This window comes from Mesorhizobium sp. M1A.F.Ca.IN.022.07.1.1 (assembly GCF_003997575.1).
Lineage (GTDB): Bacteria > Pseudomonadota > Alphaproteobacteria > Rhizobiales > Rhizobiaceae > Mesorhizobium.
Genome location: NZ_RZST01000021.1, coordinates 16,684 through 31,491, shown reverse-complemented (window position 1 = coordinate 31,491; position 14,808 = coordinate 16,684). Strand labels below are relative to the sequence as shown.

18 protein-coding genes and 1 pseudogene are annotated in these 14,808 nt (G+C 65.4%); 10 read left to right on the top strand and 9 right to left on the bottom strand.

Going from position 1 to position 14,808, the window contains the following annotated elements; genetic code table 11:
* Positions 1-824: DUF6596 domain-containing protein (locus EOA75_RS05025; RefSeq protein ID WP_348628652.1), on the top strand; the 824-nt coding region annotated here is incomplete at its 5' end.
* 22 nt (positions 825-846) lie between these two features.
* Here EOA75_RS05025 and EOA75_RS05020 read toward each other — a convergent pair.
* The 6 genes and pseudogenes from EOA75_RS05020 to hrcA all read right to left on the bottom strand — a co-directional run bounded on the left by EOA75_RS05020 (position 847) and on the right by hrcA (position 6,511).
* A complete protein-coding gene (locus EOA75_RS05020; protein WP_067323451.1) occupies positions 847-1,476 on the bottom strand; it encodes a glutathione S-transferase family protein in 630 nt (209 codons plus the stop codon).
* A 365-nt stretch (positions 1,477-1,841) separates the two neighbouring features.
* A complete protein-coding gene (cysK, locus tag EOA75_RS05015) occupies positions 1,842-2,822 on the bottom strand; it encodes a cysteine synthase A (protein ID WP_095825075.1) in 981 nt (326 codons plus the stop codon).
* Positions 2,823-3,010: 188 nt separating this feature from the next.
* Positions 3,011-3,627 (bottom strand): annotated as a pseudogene (locus EOA75_RS05010) (LysE family translocator).
* A gap of 112 nt (positions 3,628-3,739) precedes the next feature.
* On the bottom strand, positions 3,740-5,089 hold the full coding sequence (locus EOA75_RS05005; protein ID WP_127323763.1) for a sorbosone dehydrogenase family protein: 1,350 nt from the start codon (positions 5,087-5,089) through the stop codon (positions 3,740-3,742).
* Between the two features lie 110 nt (positions 5,090-5,199).
* The gene (locus tag EOA75_RS05000) at positions 5,200-5,397 is read right to left on the bottom strand and encodes a hypothetical protein (protein ID WP_067003314.1); all 198 of its coding nucleotides are present in this window, start codon (positions 5,395-5,397) and stop codon (positions 5,200-5,202) included.
* Between the two features lie 31 nt (positions 5,398-5,428).
* Positions 5,429-6,511: a heat-inducible transcriptional repressor HrcA gene (hrcA, locus tag EOA75_RS04995; protein ID WP_127215919.1), complete on the bottom strand. Its 1,083-nt coding sequence runs from the start codon at positions 6,509-6,511 to the stop codon at positions 5,429-5,431.
* A gap of 182 nt (positions 6,512-6,693) precedes the next feature.
* Between hrcA and rph the strand changes: the two genes are divergently transcribed.
* The 5 genes from rph to EOA75_RS04970 all read left to right on the top strand — a co-directional run bounded on the left by rph (position 6,694) and on the right by EOA75_RS04970 (position 10,063).
* Positions 6,694-7,410 carry a ribonuclease PH gene (gene rph, locus EOA75_RS04990; protein WP_067003199.1) on the top strand — a complete coding sequence of 239 codons (717 nt, stop codon included), beginning with the start codon at positions 6,694-6,696 and terminating at the stop codon, positions 7,408-7,410.
* Positions 7,411-7,492: 82 nt separating this feature from the next.
* The gene (locus EOA75_RS04985) at positions 7,493-7,903 is read left to right on the top strand and encodes a VOC family protein (RefSeq protein WP_095827352.1); all 411 of its coding nucleotides are present in this window, start codon (positions 7,493-7,495) and stop codon (positions 7,901-7,903) included.
* Positions 7,903-8,580, top strand: coding sequence for an RdgB/HAM1 family non-canonical purine NTP pyrophosphatase (gene rdgB / locus EOA75_RS04980; protein WP_127215921.1), 678 nt, complete (start codon positions 7,903-7,905; stop codon positions 8,578-8,580). Before EOA75_RS04985 ends, rdgB begins: the two co-directional genes overlap by 1 nt.
* The gene (gene hemW, locus EOA75_RS04975; RefSeq protein WP_127323762.1) at positions 8,577-9,755 is read left to right on the top strand and encodes a radical SAM family heme chaperone HemW; all 1,179 of its coding nucleotides are present in this window, start codon (positions 8,577-8,579) and stop codon (positions 9,753-9,755) included. The genes rdgB and hemW overlap by 4 nt, the downstream gene beginning before the upstream one ends.
* On the top strand, positions 9,752-10,063 hold the full coding sequence (locus EOA75_RS04970; protein ID WP_127247416.1) for a low molecular weight protein tyrosine phosphatase family protein: 312 nt from the start codon (positions 9,752-9,754) through the stop codon (positions 10,061-10,063). Before hemW ends, EOA75_RS04970 begins: the two co-directional genes overlap by 4 nt.
* 95 nt (positions 10,064-10,158) lie before the next feature.
* Here the strand turns inward: EOA75_RS04970 and EOA75_RS04965 are convergent, their stop codons facing one another.
* On the bottom strand, positions 10,159-10,347 hold the full coding sequence (locus tag EOA75_RS04965) for a hypothetical protein (RefSeq protein WP_067003209.1): 189 nt from the start codon (positions 10,345-10,347) through the stop codon (positions 10,159-10,161).
* Positions 10,348-10,354: 7 nt separating this feature from the next.
* Positions 10,355-10,552, bottom strand: coding sequence for a hypothetical protein (locus EOA75_RS04960; RefSeq protein WP_067003211.1), 198 nt, complete (start codon positions 10,550-10,552; stop codon positions 10,355-10,357).
* A gap of 153 nt (positions 10,553-10,705) precedes the next feature.
* Here EOA75_RS04960 and rsmI point away from each other — a divergent pair, with 153 nt between their 5' ends.
* Complete coding sequence (rsmI, locus tag EOA75_RS04955; protein WP_095825083.1) at positions 10,706-11,602, top strand: 16S rRNA (cytidine(1402)-2'-O)-methyltransferase; 897 nt, start codon at positions 10,706-10,708, stop codon at positions 11,600-11,602.
* On the top strand, positions 11,595-11,972 hold the full coding sequence (locus EOA75_RS04950; protein ID WP_067323465.1) for a YraN family protein: 378 nt from the start codon (positions 11,595-11,597) through the stop codon (positions 11,970-11,972). The genes rsmI and EOA75_RS04950 overlap by 8 nt, the downstream gene beginning before the upstream one ends.
* Positions 11,973-12,006: 34 nt before the next feature.
* Here EOA75_RS04950 and EOA75_RS04945 read toward each other — a convergent pair whose 3' ends face one another.
* Positions 12,007-12,813 (bottom strand): undecaprenyl-diphosphate phosphatase, encoded by an 807-nt coding sequence (locus tag EOA75_RS04945; protein ID WP_127323761.1) that lies wholly within the window; start codon positions 12,811-12,813, stop codon positions 12,007-12,009.
* Positions 12,814-12,973: 160 nt separating this feature from the next.
* On the opposite strand from EOA75_RS04945, the gene EOA75_RS04940 reads away from it, so the two are divergent.
* Entirely contained in the window at positions 12,974-13,666 is a 693-nt protein-coding gene (locus EOA75_RS04940; protein WP_067003220.1) for a glutathione S-transferase family protein, read from the top strand.
* Positions 13,647-14,804 (top strand): tRNA epoxyqueuosine(34) reductase QueG, encoded by a 1,158-nt coding sequence (gene queG, locus EOA75_RS04935; RefSeq protein ID WP_127323760.1) that lies wholly within the window; start codon positions 13,647-13,649, stop codon positions 14,802-14,804. The genes EOA75_RS04940 and queG overlap by 20 nt, the downstream gene beginning before the upstream one ends.
* Positions 14,805-14,808: the final 4 nt, after the last annotated feature.

Here is a 14,808-nt window from a genome sequence, read left to right as displayed (position 1 = left end):
CCATCGCCTCGGCCTTTCTGGTCTCGCCGACGACGATGGGCCAGCGCCTGGTGCGCGCCAAGAGCCGCATCCGCGAGGCCGCCATCCCCTTCCGGGTACCGGAGCGGGCCGAGCTCGGCGAGCGGCTCGATGCGGTGCTGGAAGCGATTTACGCCACATTCGCCGAGGGCTGGTCGGATCCGGCCGGCACCGAGACGCGCCGACGCAACCTGGCTACGGAAGGCATCTGGCTCGGCCGGCTGGTCGCGTCGCTGATCCCGGATGAGCCGGAAACGCTCGGGCTCCTGGCGCTGATGCTTTTCGCCGACGCGCGGCGCACGGCGCGGCGCAGTCCCGACGGCGACTTCGTGCCGCTGGCTGAGCAGGACGTGGCGCTTTGGGACGACAAGCTGATCGACGAGGCGGAAGCGCTGCTCAGGCGCGCCGCGATCAGGGGAACCATCGGCCGCTACCAATTGGAGGCTGCGGTCCAGTCGGCGCACACGGCAAGGCGGCGGAGCGGCCGCACCGACTGGACCGCGATCCGCCAGCTTTACGACGCGCTGATGGCGATTGCCGGCTCGCCGGTGGTGGCGATCAACCGCGCTGTCGCGATCGCCGAAGCCGAGGGCGCAGCCGAGGGTCTTGCCGCGCTCGACGAGATCGGCGGCGATAAGCGGCTTGCCGAATACCAGCCCTATTGGGCGGCGCGGGCCGAGCTCTTAGCCAGGCTCGGCAGGACGGCCGAGGCCGCCGAGGCTTACGACCGGGCGATCGGCCTCGAGCGCGATCCGGCCTTGCGCCATTTCCTGCAGGCCGAGCGGGGGAAGCTGGTCCGCAACTGAGGCGAGACGGCGGTTCCAGCAACTAGTCCTGCGGCCACATCTCATGAGAAAGGTTCAGTTTCCGCATGATCGCATGCTGGCGCAACTTGCCCCACAGCCGTTCGATGTTCGGCCAGGCTACGCGAGCGCTCTTGGTGTCGGGATGCCAGGCCACCAGCATCACGAGATAGATGTCGACCAGCGAAAGTTCCTCACCGGCCAGCCACTCACGGCCGGCGAGCGCGCTATCGAGAATGGCAAAGCCGCGATCCATTTCGGCGATAGCCGCCTCCTTGACCACCTGCACGCTATCGGCGTCGGCCGTGTAGCGGTAGGGGTAATAGAGCCTCAGGATCGCGGGATAGAGCGCCGACGACATGAAGGCCATCCAGCGCAGGAAATCGGCGCGCGCCGGCGAGCCCGCTTGCGGCGCCAGATGCGCTTCTGGATGACGCTCGGCGAGCAGGATGCAGATCGCCGCCGATTCGGTCATCGACCGGCCGTCGGGCAATGTCAGCGCCGGCACCTGGTTCAGCGGGCTGATGGCGAGGAAAGCCGGATCGGGCGGATCCTTCTTCGGCACGTCGATCTGCCGGAAAGGCGCGCCGGCCATAGCCAAGGCCGCCTCGACGACGAAGCCGCCGCTGCCGGGACGCGTGTAAAGCTTGTACATAAAATCCTCCCGCCGGCCGATTCGAGGCCGGCGGCGATTTGAACCGGAAGCGGCGCCTTCCTCAAGCCGGGCTCCGCTTGCCACAGACGCTTTTTGAGCGATCCAGCTTGCATCATCCCGGGAGTGCCGCTTGTTCGCAAGCTCTTGAGATTGGCTGTGGCGTTCCCGACTTGGTCATCCACGGGCGGAGCAACGAGCTGCGCGACGCGCGCAGACCCGAGGATCCATGCCTTGACGTCTCCACGTCACAAGCGTTGCGGATCTTTCTGCGGAGGAGGAACAGCGGCTCCGTTAATCTCGGATAAGACAGGTGGTATCCATTCTGGACCGTGGCATTTCCCGGCCATTCTTCGAGGGATGAGCGCCTAGGCCCCCAGCCCGTCGAACAGGATCGTCGAGAGATAGCGCTCGGCGAAGGACGGAATGACGACGACGAGGTTCTTGTCCTTGTTTTCCGGCCGCGAGCCGACGACGATCGCCGCCTGCAGCGCGGCACCCGACGATATGCCGACCGGCACGCCTTCGAGGCGGGCGACGAGGCGCGCATTGGCGACCGAATCCTCGTTCGAGACCCTGACGATCTCATCATAGATCGTCGTGTCGAGGATCTTGGGCGCGAAGCCGGCGCCGATGCCTTGAATCTTGTGCGGGCCGGGCTGGCCGCCGGAGAGCACCGGCGAGGCTTCCGGCTCGACTGCCACCACATGCAGCGAAGGCTTGCGCTTCTTCAGCACCTGGCCGACGCCGGTGATGGTGCCGCCGGTGCCGATGCCGGCCACGAAGATGTCGACCTCGCCATTGGTGTCGTTCCAGACCTCCTCCGCCGTGGTGCGGCGGTGGATTTCCGGATTGGCCGGGTTCTCGAACTGCTGCGGGATGATGGCGTTGGGCAGCGTCGCGGCAAGCTCGTCGGCCTTGGCGATGGCGCCCTTCATGCCTTTCGGGCCTTCGGTGAGCACCAATTCGGCACCGAGCAGCGCCAGCATCTTGCGACGTTCGACCGACATTGTCTCCGGCATGGTGAGGATCAGCTTGTAACCCTTGGCGGCGGCGGCGAAGGCCAGCGCGATGCCGGTGTTGCCGGAGGTCGGCTCGATCAGCGTGGTCTTGCCCGGCGCGATCTTGCCGGCCTCTTCCAGCGCCTCGATCATCGAGACACCGATGCGGTCCTTGACCGAGGCGATCGGGTTGAAGAATTCGAGCTTGGCCAGCACGTTGGCGACGATGCCCTTCTCCTTGGCGAACTTATCCAGCCGCACCAGCGGCGTGTCCCCAATCGTCTCGGTGATCGAGTTGAAGATGCGGCCGCGGCCGGGGACACGCGCGGAGGTGACGGGCTTGTTCATTGGTTTCGCTCCCAAGGCAAAGGCATAGGCAAACAGAATAAGGCTTTCAGCCGCGCAAGATAGGCTGCCCGCCGAAAATATCCGAGTGGGGCGGCTGCTGAAAACCTCCCCGCGCCGGAAATGCATTTTCCGGATCGGCCCGTTTCAGGGATGCTTTCCCGGAAACGGGGGCCGGTTGAGAATGCGGCCTATTGACGGGCCGCGATGGCGGCTGCCGCTCCCATCATGAAGCTGGCGGCGGTGCGTTCAGCACCTTGAGCGCGCGCGGCGATCTCAGGAACCAGCGCGCCTTGGCAGCCAGCGCCAGATAGGGGACCAGCACCACGAACAGGACGACAACGGTCAGCGCGACAAGGATGCCGTAGTCGGCCGGCGTGATCGTCTTCAGGTCGACGATGGTCGGCGTGATGGCGAGATAGAAGATCATCGTCTTCGGGTTGCCGAGCGTCACCGTCAGCCCGGCGATGAAGCTCGACGCCAGGCCGCTTCTGCCCTTGCGCGCCTCGACCGTCTCGGGCGAGATGCCGCTGGTCCAGAAGCGCCAGGCAAGGAAGGCGAGATAAGCGACGCCCGCCCATTTGATGGCGAGAAACACCATGCCGAAGGTCTGGGCGACGAAGGCGAGGCCGAGCACGACGGCGGTGAGGTAGGTAATGTCGCCGAGCATGAGACCGAACGACATAGCGAGCGACGGACGGAAGCCGGAGCCGAGCGCGCGGGCAACAAGCGCCGTCACGCCGGGACCCGGAATGGCGGCGGCGACGCCGAGGGCGGCGCTGTAGGCGAGAAATCCTGTCAGTGTCATGGTTTCAACCCAGCGCTATCCCGGGATCGGGATCCAGAGCGGCAGCCTCTTACCACGGTGCCGGGGCGGCGTTAATTGCCTTGCGGCCGGATTCGGTTGCACCAGCGCCGCTTCAGGACCGGCCGTCGCCGTAGGTGACGCGCCATATCGTGCCGTTGCCGTCCTCGGTCAGGATCAGCGAACCATCGTTCGCCACCGCGACACCGACCGGCCGGCCCCAGACCGCATCGTCGGCAATGACGAAGCCGGTGGCGAAATCCTCATATTCGCCGGTCGGCTTGCCGTCCTTGAACTTCAGCCGCACCACCTTGTAGCCGGTGCGGACATTGCGGTTCCACGAGCCGTGCAGGGTGACGAAGGCGTCGCCCTTGTAGTCGGCCGGGAAGTTGCCGCCCTCGTAAAAGGCGATGTTGAGCGGCGCCGAATGTGCCTGGATCAGCACGTCCGGCACCGTGACCTTGCCGGCGAGATCGGGCCGCGCGCCTTTGTGGCGCGGATCTTCGTTGTCGCCGATATAGTACCAGGGCCAGCCATAGAAGGCTCCCTCCTTGACGGCGGTCGCATATTCGAAAGGCACGTTGTCGCCTAGCTCGTCGCGTTCGTTGACGACGCACCAGAGCGCGCCCGTAGCCGGCTGCACCGTCATGCCCGAGCAGTTGCGCAGGCCGGTGGCGACCATCCTGCGGTTCTTGCCGTCACGATCGAAAGCGAGCACATCCGCTCGGCCTTCCTCCGCGCCCCAGGTAGCGCCGAGCGGTGCCGATCTCGCCCATTCTTCGACGCCGCCCTTCGGCCTCGCTCCCATGCCCTCCGCGGTATTCGAGCCCGAGCCGACCGAGAGATAGAGCGTTTTGCCGTCGGGCGAAAAAGCGATGTCGCGCGTCCAGTGATGGCTCGACGGGATGTCCGAGACGATCGTTTCGGGCTCGCCGGAAGCTTTGAGGTCGCCGTCGCGATAGGCAAAGCGGACGACGCTGTTGCTGTTGGCGACATAGACCCATTGCGGCTTGTCGCCCGGCGGATAGAAGGCGATGCCGTAGGGCCGGGTCAGGCCTTTGGCAAAGACCGACTTCTCGGCGGGCTTGGCGCTGCCTTCGGCCAGTCGATAGACGCGGACCTGGCTCGCCCTGCTGTCGGCGACGAAGAGATCGCCGTTCGGCGCCGTGCGCACGACACGCGGGCTGGTGATGCCCGAAGCCACCAGTTCGGCCGAAAAGCCGGGTGGAAGGGCTGGCGTGGCATCCTCGGGGCGATCGGTGACACCGCCGCCGTTCGAGGCGGATTCGGCGACATTCGGCTTCGGGAGATCGTCGGGCCTGATGAGGCGCCGCACGCCGGGCCGGTCGGCCCTCCAGTCACCGAAGGCCTTTTTGCCGGTGAGCAAGGGCTGATCGGCCTGCTGCGCGACGGCGCCGGAGGCCAGGAACAAAGCGAGGGCGGCAAGGGCGGCAATCCGTATCATGCTGTTCTCCGTTATTCGCCAACGTGCATCAGCAACCAGACAGCGAATATCGGGCAGGCTTTCCAAAAGAGAAGCCGGGCATGCGGATTTTGACGGAAAGCGCCGGCAGTTCAGCTCTCTTCGATATCCAGATCGTCGTCGAGCTGCTTTTCCAGCGCGACCAGATCGGCCGGCAGCGGCAGGCCCATGGCGCGCATTTCCCTGAGCTTCTCGCGCAGTAGCTCCTGGATCTCGTGATCGTCTTCCGGTTGGTTCACCATCTCCTCGAGCAGCAGGCTGATCTGGGCCTTGAACGATTCCAGCGCCATTTCCACCCTCCTTGCGACGTTTCCCGCTTGCCTATCTCAGCATGCGCGAAATCAACTGGGCCGTATAGTCGACCATCGGGACGATGCGGGCATAGTTCAATCGCGTCGGGCCGATGACGCCGAGCGCGCCGACGACGCGCGCATCCTTGTCGCGATAGGGCGCGACCACGAGCGACGAACCGGACAGCGAAAACAACTTGTTCTCCGAGCCGATGAAGATGCGCACGCCCGGACCTTCCTCGGCGAGGTCGAGGAGCTGCAGCAGTCCGTCCTGCGTTTCCAGATCCTCGAACAGATGGCGCAGCAATTCGAGATCGGCCTGGGCGGTGACGTTTTCCAGAAGATTGGCGCGGCCGCGCACGATGAGCCGCGCCGGCAGGCCGCTTTCGGCACCGGCCCAGACCGCGAGGCCCTTCTCGACCAGTTCCTGCGACAGCGTGTCGAGAGCCGCCCTGGTCTCGTCCTTGATGCGCGCGATCTCGACCCGGGCCTCGGCCAGCGTGCGGCCGCGGATATGGGCGTTGAGGAAGTTCGAGGCCTCGTGCAGCTGCGAGACGGTGATACCGGCCGGCAGGTCGACAACGCGGTTCTCGACATCGCCGCTCTGCGACACCAGGACGGCGAGCGCCTTGGTGGGTTCCAACTGGATGAACTCGATGTGCTTCAGAGCCACCTCGTTCTTGGCGGCGAGCACCAGGCCGGCGCCGCGCGACATGCCGGAGAGCATCTGGCTGGCCTCGGTCAGCATATGCTCCAGCGTGGCGCCCGAGCCCGAGGCACGCACCTGCGCCTCGATGACGCGACGCTCGTCGTCCGACAGATCGCCCAGCTCCATGAAGGCATCGACGAAGAAGCGCAGGCCGGTCTGGGTAGGCAGGCGGCCGGCCGAGATGTGCGGCGCGTAGATCAGCCCCAGATGCTCGAGGTCGCTCATCACGTTGCGGATGGTGGCCGGCGACAGCGACGACGGCAGGATGCGCGACAGGCTGCGCGACCCGACCGGCTCGCCGTCGCGCAGATAGGAATCGACAATCCGCCGGAAGATGTCGCGCGAGCGCATGTCGAGCGACTGAAGCACGGGCGGCTGCGATGTGGGATCGACTGCCTTGTTCATTCCAGCGAAAAAACCTCCGATCGAAAGATATAGACTTAAGCCTCCCTGGCGCAAGCCGGGGGCATTTTCGCTTGCGCCGTTTTCTTGGCGCCCCGTTTCCTTGGCGCCCTTTTCCTTTGCGCCATCCGCCGCATGCGTCTACAAGCCGCCGACGAATCCAAAACCATAGGAAAGAAGGCCGAATGCGCCCCTCCAAACGCCAGCCCGACGAAATGCGCGCCATCTCCTTCGAGCGCGGCGTCTCCAAGCATGCCGAAGGCTCGTGCCTGGTGAAGTTCGGCGACACGCATGTGCTGTGCACGGCGAGCCTAGAGGAAAAGGTGCCGGCCTGGATGCGCAATTCCGGCAAGGGCTGGGTTACGGCCGAATACGGCATGCTGCCGCGCTCGACGGGCGAGCGCATGCGCCGCGAGGCCTCCGCCGGCAAGCAGGGCGGCCGCACGCTCGAGATCCAGCGGCTGATCGGTCGTTCGTTGCGCGCCGTTGTCGACCTGCAGGCGCTAGGCGAACAGCAGATCACCGTCGATTGCGACGTCATCCAGGCCGACGGCGGCACCCGCACCGCCTCGATCACCGGCGGCTGGGTGGCGCTATACGATTGCCTGCGCTGGATGGAAGCGCGCCAGATGGCCAGCGTTTCCAAGGTGCTCAAGGACCATGTCGCGGCGATCTCCTGCGGCATCCATGACGGACAGCCGGTCATCGATCTCGATTATCTCGAGGATTCCTCGGCCGGCACCGACGCCAATTTCGTCATGACCGGCAAGGGCGGCATCGTCGAGATCCAGGGCACGGCGGAAGGCGAGCCCTTCTCCGAAGAGCAGTTCTCGGCGCTGATGGGGCTGGCCAAGAAGGGTATTTCGCGGCTGGTGAGCCTGCAGCAGATGGCGGTGGCGTAGGGTCACCGATGAGGTCGACGATCCTTCGCATCCCCCTCTGGCCTGCCGGCCATCTGCCCGACAGGGCAGAGGGGGGTGCTTCGTGACTCCCTCCGCGATTCTGGAATCAGCGCTCTACGTCACAGATCTAACCGCTGCCGAAGCCTTCTACCGCGACATCCTCGGCCTGGATCCGCTGGGCAAGGTCGAAGGTCGCCACGTCTTCTTCCGCTGCGGCAACGGCGTGCTGCTCATCTTCAATGCCGAGGCGACGAAAATTCCGCCGGCGCCCGACGCCAAGCTGAAGGTGCCGCCGCACGGCACCGTCGGCGAAGGGCATCTTTGCTTCACCGCGACTGCGGCCGAGATCGCCGAATGGCGCAAGCATCTGGCGGCCAAGAACATCGCCATCGAAAGCGATTTCGAATGGCCGCAAGGCGGACATTCGATCTATATCCGCGACCCTTCGGGCAATTCGATCGAGTTCGCCGAACCAAGGATCTGGGGTCTCTGATGCATTCTTTGAACGAACAAAAGATCGTCGTCGCCAGCCACAATGAAGGCAAGCTGCGCGAATTCGCCGACTTGATGGCCCCGTTCGGCTTCGAGGCGAAGTCGGCCAAGGAGTACGGCCTGCCGGAACCGGACGAGACCGGCACGACCTTCGAGGAGAATGCCTATATCAAGGCCTATGCCGCGGCCAAGGCCACCGGCCTGCCGGCGCTGTCGGACGATTCGGGGCTCTGCGTCGATGCGCTCGACGGGGCGCCCGGCGTCTACACCGCCAACTGGGCCGAGACGGCGGACGGCACACGCGATTTCGGCATGGCCATGCAGCGCACCGAAGTGGCGCTGCAGGAGGTCGGCGCGACCGAGCCGGCGCAGCGCACCGGCCGTTTCGTCGCCGTCATCTGCCTCGCCTTTCCCGATGGCGAGGCCGAATATTACCGCGGCGAGGCCGAAGGCACGCTGGTCTGGCCGCCGCGCGGCACGCTCGGCTTCGGCTACGATCCAGTGTTCCTGCCCAACGGCTTCGCCAAGACTTTTGGCGAGATGAGCGCCGAGCAAAAGCATGGCTGGAAGCCCGGCCAGGCAACAGCCCTGTCGCACCGCGCCCGCGCCTTCCAGAAGTTTGCCCAGGCCCGCTTGGATTTGGCGCGGCTGGATCTGGCGCGGCTCAGGTCAAAATGATCGGAACAGGCCAGACCATGCCGCTCGACCGCAGCCCCGGCTTCGGCGTCTATATCCATTGGCCGTTCTGCGCGGCCAAATGCCCTTACTGCGACTTCAACAGCCACGTTCGCCACCAGCCGGTCGACCAGGAGCGTTTTGCGCGGGCCTTCGAGACGGAGCTCAAGACGATGCGCGCCCGCACCGGGCCGCGCGAGGTGACCAGCATCTTCCTCGGCGGCGGCACGCCGTCGCTGATGAAGCCGGAAACGGTGTCAGCGGTTCTGGAAGCCGTAGCGAAGAACTGGACGGTGCCTGCCGGGATCGAGGTGACGCTGGAGGCCAACCCGTCCTCGGTCGAGGCGGAGCGCTTCCGCGGTTATCGGGCGGCCGGCGTCAACCGTGTCTCGCTCGGCGTGCAGGCGCTGAACGACAAGGACGTGCGCTTCCTCGGCCGGCTGCACAATGTCGAGGAGGCGCTGCACGCCATCGGGCTGGCGCGGGAAATCTTTCCGCGGCTCTCCTTCGACCTGATCTATGCGCGGCCCGGCCAGACGCCGGAGGCTTGGGCTTTAGAGCTTGAGGAAGCGATCGGGCACGCCGCCGACCACCTGTCGCTCTATCAGCTCACGATCGAGGAGGGCACGCCGTTCCATGCACTCCACTCAGCGCGAAAATTCGTCCTGCCCGACAACGACCATGCCGCCGACCTCTACGCGCTGACGCAGGAGGTGACCGCGGCGCACGGGCTTCCGGCCTACGAAATCTCCAACCACGCGCGGCCGGGCGCGGAAAGCCGGCACAACCTGACTTATTGGCGCTACGGCGAATATGTCGGCGTCGGACCCGGCGCGCATGGCCGCTTCGTCGAGAACGGCCGCCGCACCGTGACGGTCGCGGAAAAGATGCCTGAGACCTGGGCCAACCTGGTCGAAGCCAGGGGCCATGGCGTCACCGGCGGCGAGGTGCTGACACGCGCCGAAGAAGCCGACGAGTTCCTATTGATGGGGCTGCGGCTGGCCGAAGGCATCGACCTCCAGCGCTACGAGACGCTTGCCGGGCGTAGTCTGGCGAGCGACCGATTGTCGGTGCTGCAGGAAGAGGGGCTGGTGGCGCCGGTCGGCAACGCCCGCCTCCGCGCCACGACCGCCGGCATGATCGTGCTCGATGCGGTGGTGGCAGACCTCGCGCGGTGAAAAAGGTTCTCTTCGTCTGCAGCCAGAACCGCCTGCGCAGCCCCACCGCCGAGCAGGTGTTTTCCAGGCGCCGCGACCTCGAGGTCGCATCGGCCGGCACCAATCACGACGCGGACAACCCGCTGACGCATGAACTGGTCGCGTGGGCCGAGATCATCTTCGTCATGGAGAAGGCGCATCGCGTCAAGCTGCAGAAGAAGTTCCGGTCAAGCCTGATCCGGGCACGGGTGATCTGCCTCGACATCCCGGACAACTATGCGTTCATGGATCCGGAACTGGTGCGGCTGCTCGAGGCGAAGGGTCACTAACTATCTGGGCTGAATGGCGTCAGGCGCCAAGCATGGCGCTTCGCTCCTCGCTCCGCCTGGGATGAGGCGAGAGATCGCGAAGGGTCGCAGCTGCTCTAGGCGTCGTGCTTCTGACGCTGCTTCCCGCGATCCTTTTCCGCATGCGCGTCGCCGGAACGGCCCTGCTTCAGATCGGTCTTGTCGCGGCGGTTCCCGTGCTGGGCGGCGATCGGATGGGAAGGAATGCCCTCGCGGGCGGTCTTGCTTTCGAGTCGTGTGATGAAAATGTCGAAGCGATTGGGCATCGTCCGGTCAGTGCTCCGTCGTGCTTTCGGTTTCGGTCGAGGCGTCTTGAACCGCGGGGCTTGGAAGCGGCTTCATCGCTTCCTTGTCCTTTGTCCTGGCGGAGGGTTCCCGATCCTCCGAACCGGCAACCTTCTCCGATCCGGCAAAGCGCTTGCAGCCCGAATAATAGGGCGTGAAAGCGTCTTGAATGATCAGGCTGTCCATCCTGTCCTCCTCCTCGGGAATCAGGGGTAAAATCCGCCTTATGCGGTTTGGTTCCGCATCGTGGCAAAGGCATGGCGATTCCCTTGCATCGCCATCACGTTTTGCAACCGCAGATCAGCCGTGGCAAACAGTGGCGCGTGGGGAGGGCCTCAATTGACCGGCGACAAACGCAGCTATGTAATCGGGCAGACCGAAATTGCGGCGCGGCCGCTGGAGCCGGCGCTCTATCTGGTGGCGACGCCGATTGGCAATCTCGCCGATGTCACGCTGCGTGCGCTGGAGACGCTGGCCGGCGCCGACATCGTTGCCTGCGAGGACACCCGCGTCTCGCGCGTGCTGCTCGAACGCTACGGCATTCGCCGGCGCACCACGGCCTATCACGAGCACAATGCAGCCGAGGCCGGGCCGAAGCTGATCGAGTCGCTCGCTGCCGGACAAAGCGTGGCGCTGATCTCGGATGCCGGCACGCCGCTGGTTTCCGATCCCGGCTACCGGCTGGTCGGCGAGGCGCTGGAGCGCGGCATCCGCGTTATTCCGGTGCCCGGACCGTCGGCGGCGCTTGCCGCGCTGACCGCTTCCGGCCTGCCTTCCGACACCTTTCTGTTCGCCGGCTTCTTGCCGGCCAAGGCGGGCCAGAGGCTCACCAAGCTCGAAAGCTTCAGGCAGGTGCCGGCGACGCTCATCTTCTATGAATCGCCGCGCCGGCTGGCCGAGACGCTTGCTGCGATGGCGCAAGCGCTTGGCGGAGCGCGCAAAGCGGCGATTGGCCGCGAGCTCACCAAGGCGTTTGAGGAGATGCGAACGGGAACGCTCGGAGAGCTCGCCGATCACTACGCGGCGGCCGAGACGCCCAAGGGCGAAATCGTGGTCTGCGTCGGCCCGCCGGAGGCGGCCGAGGACCAGCCGGCCGACATCGACCGGCTGCTGTTGTCTTTAGCCGCCGAAATGCCGGCCTCCAAGGCGGCGGCGGAAGCGGCGAAGATGACCGGCGGCCAGAAACAGGCGCTCTATCGCCGGCTGATAGAGCTGAAGGCGGACGGCGGTGGCTGAGCGCACCGTCGGTCATCGGCGAAAAGCCTATCGGCGCGGCCATCGCGGCGAATGGCTGGCGGCGTTGGCGCTGATGCTGAAGGGCTATCGCATCCTTGCGCGCCGCCATCGCACAAAGCTCGGCGAGATCGACCTGATCGCCAGGCGCGGCGACCTTGTACTGTTCGTCGAGGTCAAGGCGCGGCGCACGCTGATGGAGGCGATGGAAGCGATCGCCCACGCCTCGGAACGGCGCATCGAGGGTGCCGCCGACCTCTGGCTGTCGCGCCAGCCAGACTATGGCCGGCTGTCGGTGCGCTTCGACATGGTGGCGGTGCTGCCCTGGCGCTGGCCGGTGCATGTCGAGAATGCATTTTACGGGCGGAATTGAGGGGCTTACCCTCCCAACTCGTGGGAGGATAAGCTCACCCCCAGATCATCAGCGCCGCCAGTCCGAGCCCGCCAACCACCAGCCGCCACCAGCCGAACAGCGAATAGCCCTTGCGCGAGACGTAATCGAGCAGGAAGCGCACCACGAAGAGCGCGGTGACGAAGGCGGCGATGAAGCCGACGGCGATGATCGGCAGGTCGGCCGAGGTCAGCACGTTACGGTTCTTGAACAGATCGAAGGCGAAGGCGCCGACCATGGTCGGCATGGCGAGGAAGAAGGAAAACTCCGCCGCCGCGCGCTTGTCGACGCCCAAGAGCAGCGCGCCGACGATGGTCGAGCCGGAGCGCGAGGTGCCGGGTATCAGCGACAGACACTGGAACAGGCCGATCTGCAGATAAAGCCTGGTCGGGAAGCGCTCGACATCGCGGTAGACTTGCTTCAGGTTCATGCGGTCGACGGCGAGCAGCACCACGCCGCCGATGACCAGCATGATGCAGATCAGGCGCGGCGATTCGAACAGGAAGGTCTTGATAAAGTCATGCGCCAGCGCGCCGATGACCGCCGCCGGCAGGAAGGCGATGAGGATGCCGATGGCGAAATGCCTTGTCAGCCGGTCATGCGGCAGTTCGAGCAGCATCTTCCAGAGGCGGCGGAAATAGACGCTCAAGATCGCAAGAATCGCGCCGAGCTGGATCAGGATCTCGAAGGCCTTGCCGGTCGAATGGAAGCCGAGGAAATGGCCGGCGAGCAGGATGTGGCCGGTCGACGAGACCGGGATGAATTCGGTCAGGCCCTCGATCAGACCAAGCAGCAGCGCTTCGACGATGGTCTGGCTTTCCATGGCAACCTCTGCTTCGAGTGACGGCTAAGGGGAAGGGCTTGCTTGTCATGGCGCGGAAGTGCCCCTATAGGTCGCAACACATGACAGTCCCTGGAATCGGGCCGCCAAGACTTACCGGCGCTCACACCAATTTGCCAGTGCGCCCTATCATCGCGGAACCATGCTGACGCTTTTTCACCACCCGATGTTCGCCACCTGCCGGTTCGTCCGCCTCGCCTTTGGCGAGTATGGCGAGGAGCTGGCCTTGATCGAGGAGAAACCCTGGACCCGGCGCAAGGAGTTCCTGGCGCTCAATCCGGCCGGCACGCTGCCGATCCTGCTGGCCGAAGGCGATGTGCCAATCGTCGGCGCCATGGTCATTGCCGAATATCTTGACGAGACACGCGGGGTGCTGAAGCGCGACAGGCGGCTGTTTGCCGAGGACCCGATGCAGCGCGCCGAAATCCGGCGACTGACCGACTGGTATCTCAGCAAGGCCGAAAGCGAGGTCACCCGCCATCTGGTGCGCGAGCGGGTGCTGAAGCCGGTGATGCCGGAGACGGCGGGCGGCGGCTCACCCGATTCGGGCGCAATCCGCGCCGCGCGCGCCAACATCCGCCAGCACATGAAATACACCAACTGGCTGGCGGGCACGCGTCATTGGCTGGCCGGCAACAAGGTGACCTATGCCGACCTCGCCGCGGCCGCGACGCTTTCCGTGCTCGACTATCTCGGCGAGATCGACTGGCGCGAGCACGCGGCGGCGCGCGAATGGTATACTCGCGTGAAATCACGGCCGTCGTTCCGGCCGCTGCTCACCGATCGCGTGCGCGGCCTGTCGCCGGTATCGCATTATGCGGACCTCGATTTCTGACACGACGAAGCTGCGCGCGCTGATCGACGCGGAGGCGCGCCGCGCCGGCTTCGACGCCGTTGCCGTCACCCGGCCGGACGCGATCCCGCTGGCTCCCGCGCGCCTGGCCGAGTTTGTCGCCGAGGGATTTCAAGGCTCGATGGACTGGATCGCCGAGACGATCGGGCGGCGTGCCGAGCCTTCGACGCTGTGGCCGGAAGTGCGTTCGATCATAGTGCTCGCCATGAACTACGGTCCGGACCGGGATCCGCGCGATGTCCTCGACAAACACGATCGCGGTGCGATCTCGGTCTACGCGCAAAATCGCGACTATCACGACGTGATGAAAGGTCGGCTGAAGGAAATCGCGGGCAAGATCGTCGCGCGGGCCGGCGGCGACGTGAAGGTCTTCGTCGACACGGCGCCGGTGATGGAAAAGCCGCTTGCCGAAGCCGCGGGGCTGGGCTGGCAGGGCAAGCACACCAACCTGGTGAGCCGCGAGCATGGCTCATGGCTGTTCCTCGGCACTATCTTCACCACGGCCGAGCTTGAGCCGGACAAAGCCGAGATCGACCATTGCGGCTCCTGCCGCGCCTGCCTCGACATCTGCCCGACCGATGCCTTCCCGACGCCCTACCGGCTCGATGCGCGGCGTTGCATCTCCTACCTCACCATCGAGAACAAGGGGCCGATCCCGCGCGAATTTCGCGAGGCGATCGGCAACCGCGTCTATGGTTGCGACGACTGCCTCGCCGTGTGTCCGTGGAACAAATTCGCCAGCGTCGCCGCCGAGGCCAAGCTTGCCGCTCGCGAAGATCTGCGCGAGCCGCGGCTGTCGGAGCTGCTGTTGCTCGACGATGCGACGTTCCGCTCCTTTTTCTCGGGCTCGCCAATCAAGCGCATCGGCCGCGACCGTTTCATCCGCAACGCGCTGATCGCCGCCGGCAATTCGGGCGATGCTTCGCTGACGCCGGTCGCGCGCGGCCTAATCGACGACGGCTCGCCCCTGGTGCGGGGTGCGGCAGTATGGGCGCTATCGCGACTGATGCCGCGGCGCGATTTTGCGGAGTTCGCCGCATCGGCCTTGCAGGCCGAAGGCGATGCAACGGTGCGCGAGGAATGGCTGTCAGCGCTGCCGGTTCCCGCAAAGGACCATTGAAGAA